At 37.9% G+C, this 1,887-nt stretch carries 2 protein-coding genes; both read right to left on the reverse strand.

From position 1 onward, the window contains the following. On the reverse strand, positions 1-689 hold a 689-nt coding region (locus tag AOQ32_RS08055; protein ID WP_114679995.1), incomplete at its 3' end, for an IS30 family transposase. Positions 690-1,582: 893 nt separating this feature from the next. Further along, positions 1,583-1,837 (reverse strand): hypothetical protein, encoded by a 255-nt coding sequence (locus tag AOQ32_RS08060; protein WP_059394371.1) that lies wholly within the window; start codon positions 1,835-1,837, stop codon positions 1,583-1,585. Positions 1,838-1,887: the final 50 nt, after the last annotated feature.

Consider the following 1,887-nt stretch of genomic DNA (forward strand, 5'->3'; position numbering starts at 1 on the left):
TAAGCGGACTTATCCTTAATAACCATTGAGACCGCATAGCGACTAAAGCGTTCTACAAAAGTTAACAACAAGTGATTGGATTGACGAGACTCCACACCGTCGAGTTCCCAATGGCCAAAACGGTTACGATTTTCAATCACACTTGGTCGAAACTCAATGGAATACTGGTGTGTCGCTCGTTTCTGATCTTCTTTTTTCAGATAAAGACTTTTTCGTTCGCTCCAACTTAACGCTCGCTTATGATACCGTTGCCGCTTGCCTTTATCTCGCAAGGCCCAGTAATCGAGACCTTTGATTCTTTTATGATTCACCCAGTTGTAGATGGTTTTAAAGGACACACCGGCTCGTAACGGCCCCTTTGCAATCTGTTCGGGGGACCACTTGTGTTCGAGGATGTATTCTTTGATGAGCTGTTCTCGTCTGGCCGTTAGCTTCGCTGGGAACTTCTTTTTGTTCCGTTGCTTTTGGTCAGCTAGCGTTTGTCCTTCGATGGCTCTGTACATACGCCTTGATATATGTGCACTTACTTTTCTGTCCATTGTAGCATGTAGCGTTGTTCGTTGAATTTCTTTGGTAATGGTTGCTCTTGAGTAACCTAAGGTATTAGCAATAAAACTTAAATTATGACCTTCTTTTAGTAACGTTTCAATTTGAACTCGTTGCGCCAATTGTAAATGCTTTTGTCCCATCCTCATTCTCCTGTTATCTGACGTTCAATCGACAACCTAACCTAATGATTTCATACAGAGGAATTATAGCAAAACGATATTATGTAAAGTAGAGATTTCTCTACTTTTCTCTACTTTTCGACTATTTTGATTTAGACGTTGACTTATCGTCACGATGACGGATACAATCAATCTGTTGGGATCACCATGACCAACTTCCATATGACAATAAGGACCAGCCTGACGAACCGGCTGGTTTTTATTTTTCGCTAAGAAAACAATAAAAAAGCCCACTGTTGTTACAGTGGGACCGCCGTTAAGAAAGATACTTAATAAGTTAAAATGAATTTGTAATGATACTATTGTAGATTTAAGAGAGTAACCGCCGATTGATTTAGACGATCAACCGACTGACAACATTAAGGAGTGTTTTAAGATTCAGGAGTAACGTAATAACAAAAAGAAACGCAACGCTCAGGCGGTGGTCGAAACCCTTTTATCTAACTAATCACTCAAAAATATTTTTGAGCTACTTTCTTTATACCCTGGTCACGGGCAAGTGTCAAGTAAAAATGTCAGAATAAATAATAAATAAAAAAGCCTACTGGATTCAGCAGGATCGTCTCATTTTGAAAAAGTTTTAAGCACGTATGTCGATCAAATAAGCAGTATTTGATAAAAGTTAATCGAGACGATGTTTCTTTTTCACTCCCTTGAAACTCCTCAGGATATTTCTATTATAATATATTTTCTAATTAAAAAGTAGAGAAATCTCTACTTTTTTAGACACTACCTGTTTGTCTAAACATTCGTTTATCAGGATTTTGTCATTAATATTGGCCTTTTCAATACTTTATAAAAGTTTTTTTGGTAACGGTTCTAATATTTATTCTAAACAAATTCATCTCGAACTGTTATTCATTGGTTGTAGTAGGAATAATGGGCTCATAGCGACCGTCTTCAAATAACAAGTCAAGCAATCTTTCTAAGCTTTTATCCGTGATGGAGAGTTGGTCAGCTAAATGGCGTTTTTGAGATAAATCAAGACCTTCTGGGAAGCGTTTGACCATTAAATTAGCCACCTTCATAGCGACTTCCAAACTGGGTAAACGCTGATAAAGAGACCCACGCTCTTGTAAGAGTTTTCGTTCATATTCCTGTTGTAACATGCGCAATCACCTTTCCAAAAGTAGCGTTTTCTCTACTTTTCTCTACTTTT

Origin of the sequence: Fructobacillus tropaeoli, from assembly GCF_001047135.2 — a bacterium.
Lineage (GTDB): Bacteria > Bacillota > Bacilli > Lactobacillales > Lactobacillaceae > Fructobacillus > Fructobacillus tropaeoli.

Excerpts from the sequence above, each read along its gene's own strand:
- AOQ32_RS08060 (WP_059394371.1), bottom strand. The coding sequence starts at position 1,837 with ATGTTACAACAGGAATATGAACGAAAACTCTTACAAGAGCGTGGGTCT.